The sequence below is a fragment of the Zymomonas sp. genome, from assembly GCF_020216885.1.
In the GTDB taxonomy this organism is placed as follows: Bacteria; Pseudomonadota; Alphaproteobacteria; order Sphingomonadales; family Sphingomonadaceae; genus Zymomonas.
The window spans coordinates 1-6,266 of the sequence record NZ_JAIWON010000160.1 but is presented as its reverse complement, the minus strand read 5'-3'; the positions used below and the strand labels follow the sequence as shown (position 1 = coordinate 6,266).

The following is a 6,266-nucleotide window of genomic DNA, read 5'->3' as shown; positions in this document are numbered from 1 at the left end:
CAATTATTCACCATGGACAAGGCAAACGCTGGCAAGGGGCATCAACCATCACCCAGCAATTAGCCCGCAATGTCTTTCTGACCAATAATTACAGCTTTGCCCGTAAAGCACGGGAAGCCTTGCTGGCATTAGCGATTGAGCAAAAATTCACCAAAAACCAAATTTTAGAGCTTTATCTCAATCGGGTCTATTTCGGCGGTGGTGCTTACGGGATTGATGCGGCTTCCCGTAAATTTTACGGGCATCCCGCAACCCAGCTTTCACTTCCCGAAGCTGCTATTATCGCAGGTTTGGTCAAGGCACCTTCCAATTATTCGCCAACCGCCGATCCAGAAGCCGCGGTTAGCCGTGGACGCGTTGTTTTGGGATTGATGGCAGAACAGCATCTGATTAACCCAACCGAACAGATCAATGCCGATCCGCAAAATGTTGCTTTATCAGCTGAACCGCATCAAAATGGTGTGCGCTACTTTACAGATTGGGCTTTGGCACAGTTAGATTCTCTGATCGAACCCAGCACAGAACCGATTGATGTCTGGACAACGCTTGATCTCGGAATGCAAAGAGCCGCAGACACAACAATTCAAGAATCCACCCCGAAAGGGGCGCAAGGTGCCTTGGTTACACTTGATAGCGATGGTGCAGTTCGAGCCATGGTTGGTGGCCGCGATTATGTTTCTTCTATCTATAATCGGGCAACACAGGCCACCCGTCAGCCGGGTTCATCTTTCAAACTTTTTGTTTATCTTGCGGCTTTAGAAAGTGGGGTTCGCCCTGATGATCGTATTGTTGATGAACCGGTTACCATCAACGGATGGAGTCCAAGAAACGCTTCCCGTCATTTTTCAGGCGATATCAGCATCAGAACGGCCTTTGCCTTTTCTTTGAATACAATTGCCGCCAAACTCGGTAGTCAAGTCGGCTTTAATACTGTCGCCACCATGGCGAAAAGATTAGGCATCACAACGCCGATTGATGTTGTGCCTTCAATGGTGCTTGGAACTTCTGATGTCCGTTTGATTGATATGACCCGCGCTTTTGCTGTTGTTGCCAGAAAAGGCATTGCGGTTACGCCCTATGGTATTAGCCGCATCACATCCAGCTACGGCAAATTGTTATATCAGCATCCTGATAACAGCGATCAGGTCTTATTAGCGCCTTGGGTGGCAGCGGAAATGACTGATTTGTTGCAAACGGCGGTTGCCACCGGAACCGCACGCGCTGCCCAGATAGGTCGCCCTGTTGCCGGTAAAACCGGAACGACTTCATCTAGTCATGATGGCTGGTTCATTGGTTTCTCTAGTGGTCTGACAACAGGCGTCTGGATGGGGCGCGATGATTCTAAACCTGTACCCGGATTATCCGGCGGCCACGCTCCGGCCATGGCGTTCTCGAAATATATGCGTGTCGCTGTGGCTGATCGACCCGTTGTTCCTTTTGACACACAGGTAACTTTGCCAGATTCACAGCTTGAACCGGATGACGAAACCTATTTCGGTGATGCCGCGGCTATTCATCCAGCATCCGGTCTTCCAGCAGATACCCCCGCGCCTACTCTACCACCCGCGGTGACAGAAAAACATGCAGGGGATGCGGATGACAACCATGCCAAGGGAAATGAAAAATCCGCGACAAAGCCGGATTCTGGTAAAGAAAAATCAACAGGACATACCGACCCAGCATTAGATAAAAACTGGCTCGATAATGTTCTTGGCCATAATCCCGAAGGCTGATTTATCTTCTCAACGATAGGGCATTTTGATATTCCGGTTGCCTATGGCAGCCGGAATATTTTTATTTTAAGCCATCTTCTTAAAAGATAATCGCCATTTATTGGACGGGATATATCCCTGACTCTTTGTCTTTTGATAAAGGATGCGGCTATAAAAAAAGCCGGTAGAAACCGGCTTTTCTTTATTTTTTCTTTTTTCTCTGTCGAAATTTTTTTGCCCATAAGGCCTTATTTTCTTGTTCGGATCGGGCAATCGCCAAGCTGTCATCTGGCACATTATGCGTAATGGTTGACCCCGCGGCAATAATAGCCCCTGCCCCGATACGCACCGGCGCAACCAATGCACTATTGGAACCGATAAAGGCTTTCTCGCCAATTTCAGTGCGGCTTTTGTTAAAGCCGTCATAATTACAGGTGATAGTGCCGCCGCCGATATTGGAACCTGCGCCAATGGTCGCATCACCGATATAGGTCAGGTGATTAACCTTGGCACCTTTCTCGACTTTGGACTTCTTAATCTCCACGAAATTACCGATTTTAGCTTTTTCAGCGATTTCGGCACCGGGTCTCAACCGTGCAAAGGGGCCTATTTCGACATTTTCTTTAATGTCAGCCCCTTCAATATGGCTAAAGCTATGAATGGTTACACCATTGGCAACTTTAACATCACGTCCAAAAAAGACTTGCGGTTCAATAATGACATCTCGCCCGATTTCAGTGTCATAGCTGAACCACACGGTTTCAGGTGCAATCAGACTAGCCCCGTCTTTCATGACATCCTGCCGCTTTCGATTTTGCCACAGGCTTTCAAGGTTAGCGAGCTCTGCTCGATTATTAACGCCAGAAACTTCCCAAGTTTCCGCATCAACAGTCACGGCTTGACGTCCTTCGGACAAAGTCAGCATAACAATATCAGGCAGATAATATTCGCCTGATGCGTTATTATTCTGAACCCGTGATAATAACGGCCAAAGATCACTCGCCCTGATAGCTAATAGGCCGCTATTACACAGGGTGATTGCGCGCTCTTCTTCGCTGGCATCCTTATATTCGACCATTTTTTGAATATGGGCGGTCTTATCAGTGATAATACGCCCATATTGACGCGGATCATCGGGTCTGAAGGCTAAAACAGCAACCGTCGGCTTGTCTTCATGATGCAATCGCGCCAGCAAGGCTTTTATCGTTTTGGGTTGCACTAAAGGAACATCGCCATAAAGAACGACAATATCCCCTTTAAAATCCTTCAAAGCCGATTTAGCCTGTGCCACAGCATGCGCCGTACCCAATTGCTCTTCTTGGGTAACCGAGGTAACGGGCAAATTAACCTGTTTTAGATAATTTTCGACTTGCTCGCGGCCGGAACCTGTCACAACCACGGTATGATCAGGCGATAATGGAGCAAGGCTGTCCAGAACCCATCCTAAAAGAGGTCTGCCAGCAAGGGCATGTAAGATTTTATGGGTATCCGAACGCATCCGCGTTCCCTTACCCGCGGCTAGAATAACAGCAGAAAAAGGCTTATGAGCAGTCATAACAAAAACTCTCCTATATTCGGCTTTTGCCATGAAGTTGTGCCTATTTCTAGAACAGGAACAGACTTAATTTTACAGGCAAATATCTCTATAAGCCGATATATTTCCACGACATCGTAATTATTGCTGTTGTTCTGTCTCTTATGACCGTGCCCCACGGGGATAAATAGCCTTTATTCTATAGCAGGGAGTTTTTACCCATTATGTCCCGTATTCCATTTGACTTTATCGGCTTTGATCTCGATGGCACGCTTATCGACAGTTCACCTGACCTTCATGCAGCCCTTGATTATGCTTTAAAACAAATGGGACGCCCCGTTCCGACACAGGAACAGGTCGAAAAAATGATGGGAAAAGGTATCCGACGACTAATGGAACAGGCTTTGGAGGTGACAGGCGGCATCAATCAGGAATTGATGGTCAAAGGATTCCCTTTGATGCTAGCTTATTACAAAAAGCACGTTTTGGTGCATACGCGTCCCTATGAAGGCGTCGAAGAGATATTAAAAGCACTTCAAGACCTCGGTTTGGAATTGATTGTCTATACCAACAAACCAGAATGTCTGGCGCGGCCGATTATCCACCAGCTGGGCTGGGATCACTATTTTTCAGATATTATTGGCGGTGACAGTTTTTCAGTCAGAAAACCCGATCCCAAGCCTTTACTCGAAGCCATCCATAGAATGGGCGGTGGCCGAACGGCCTTTATTGGCGACTCTATTACGGATGTCAAAACAGGCCACAATGCCGATTTACCCGTTATTCTGGTAAGCTTTGGTTATTCTGATGTTCCGGCTACGGCTTTGGGTGCTGACCGTGTTATTAGCAATTATCAGGAACTTATTCCTACTCTCGCCAGTTTTTCCGATGATATGATGCCAGATGCCGTGGTCAAGCCGGATTGATGACCTGTTTCTTTAGGCCTTTTCCCATTAAAGAGGCTGGCTTTTTAAAGAAGAAAAGACAAAAACATGTTGCATCATGGGTGATCGCAGCAACGCTTTTTTTGACTTATATCGAAGCGGTCAAGGCAAAGCCGCCGCCCCAAAAAAATATCATGACCGACAACAGCAAAGGTTTTTCAATGGCACCTTTGGATAATTGGTCTGATCTTGGGGTAGACTGGCCAGATCTCCAAAAAACAGATTCCAATACAGAAAGTGATTTATCACCGTCAGCGAATAGCAAGGCTGATAACCAACCAAAATCTTCCAAGAATAAAATATCTTCTGTTTCAGAAAATAATCTTGGTTATCATTACACGGTCAAAATCACAGGTTTGCCGCCGCGTGAGCATACATGGCAAAGCAGTTTTAATAGTCTTTCAACACTTTACATGACGCGCCGCAAGCGCGCCAACATTGCCCAAATAAGAAGACGCATCAGAGATGACAGCGAAAACCTGACCGCCTTATTGCAGTCCGGCGGGTATTATGACGCTTTGGTTGAATCGCGCTTAACCCCGATCATCGAAAAGCATAAAGTCGTTATCGAATTTAAAGTGAACCCCGGTCAGCTTTATCGCTTTACGGATGTCAAGGTTAACGGCTTGGATAAAGAAGATACGCCACAACTAGGCTTACAAAAAATTTACCCGATTCATAAAGATGATCCAGTGGATCAATCCGCCATTATTTCGGCCGATCAAGATTTGGAAAAACAACTCGGTCATCTTGGCTTCCCCTTTGCCCAGATAACCCAGCCGGACATTGTCATAGATCACAGCAATTTTACAGGCAGTCTGGTGATGAATGTCGAGACAGGCAAGCCCCAAAAATTTGGCGAAATCATCCTTAATAAAAACAGCCAACCGCTTGATACACATCACCTCAATGAGATTGCGCGCTTCCATCCCGGCACCCCTTATGATTCGGTGTTACTTGATGATTTGCGTCGCGCCGTTATTCAAACCAGTCTGGTTTCCACTATCCAATTAAAACCCATGCCAGATCCCGATCATCCGAATGTTACCAATATCGCGATTACGACTGAAAAAGCACCACTCCACACTATCGCTGGAACGGTTGGCTATGGAAATGGTGAAGGTGTTCGTTCGGATGTCAGTTGGACTCATCGTAATATGATAAAGCCGGAAGGTGCTGTCACCTTCTCCGGTATTCTTGGAACACGTGACCAAGGTGTCGGCGCATCTTTAAGACAAGGTAATAAAGGCGCAAGAGACCATATATTATCATCCAGCCTCTCGGTTCTTCATACCAAAAGGCGCGCTTATGATGCGCGCACGGCTACTTTATCGGCGAGTTTTGAACGCGAGACTAATATTATTTGGCAGAAAAAATGGGTCTGGTCGATTGGCGGCCAATTTATCGGTTCAGACGAACGCGATAATGGCTACTACACCTATGGCGCTGGACATCACCAATATTTGATAGCCGCCCTGCCTAGTCAATTGGGGTATGATAGCAGTGATAATCTGCTGAACCCGACAAAAGGCTTTCGATTAAGCGCCCATGCGTCACCGGAAATTTCATTTCTACATAAGACAGTGCCTTATATCCGAACCCAAATAGATGCGAGCGGCTACCAACCGCTTGGTCATAATATTGTGCTAGCCGGACGCGTCCGAATGGGATCTATTATAGGCAGTGACAGCAGTGACCTTGCGCCTTCCCGTCGTTATTACGTTGGCGGCGGCGGTTCCGTTCGGGGTTTCAGTTATCAGGCCATTGGTAATCTGAATGCCAACAGAAAACCGCTGGGTGGCTCAAGCCTTGCCGAATTTTCTATTGAAACCCGTTTCCGCTTTGGGGATTTGGGATTGGTGCCTTTCCTTGATGCCGGTAATCTTTACACATCCACCCTACCACGCATGAGCGGTCTACGTTTGGGGACAGGTTTGGGATTGCGTTACTATACCAGCTTTGGCCCTATGCGCGTTGATCTTGGCACCCCACTCCATCGTCATGCGGGTGAAAATCGTATCGGTGTGTTTGTCTCCTTGGGGCAAGCCTTCTGATGCCCGAAAAACAGGATATACC

The 6,266-nt window shown here is 47.0% G+C and carries 4 protein-coding genes; 3 read left to right on the top strand and 1 reads right to left on the bottom strand.

Annotated features, from left to right (window positions below):
• Positions 1 to 1,733, top strand: a 1,733-nt coding sequence (locus tag LDL18_RS08480; RefSeq protein WP_296508712.1) for a transglycosylase domain-containing protein, incomplete at its 5' end; no start/stop codon positions are given.
• Between the two features lie 181 nt (positions 1,734 to 1,914).
• Here the strand turns inward: LDL18_RS08480 and glmU are convergent.
• Positions 1,915 to 3,267, bottom strand: a complete 1,353-nt coding sequence (gene glmU, locus LDL18_RS08475) for a bifunctional UDP-N-acetylglucosamine diphosphorylase/glucosamine-1-phosphate N-acetyltransferase GlmU (RefSeq protein WP_296508710.1) — start codon at positions 3,265 to 3,267, stop codon at positions 1,915 to 1,917.
• A gap of 203 nt (positions 3,268 to 3,470) precedes the next feature.
• Here glmU and LDL18_RS08470 point away from each other — a divergent pair, with 203 nt between their 5' ends.
• Entirely contained in the window at positions 3,471 to 4,172 is a 702-nt protein-coding gene (locus tag LDL18_RS08470; protein WP_296508708.1) for an HAD family hydrolase, read from the top strand.
• The gene (locus tag LDL18_RS08465; RefSeq protein WP_296508706.1) at positions 4,172 to 6,244 is read left to right on the top strand and encodes a BamA/TamA family outer membrane protein; all 2,073 of its coding nucleotides are present in this window, start codon (positions 4,172 to 4,174) and stop codon (positions 6,242 to 6,244) included. Before LDL18_RS08470 ends, LDL18_RS08465 begins: the two co-directional genes overlap by 1 nt.
• Positions 6,245 to 6,266: the final 22 nt, after the last annotated feature.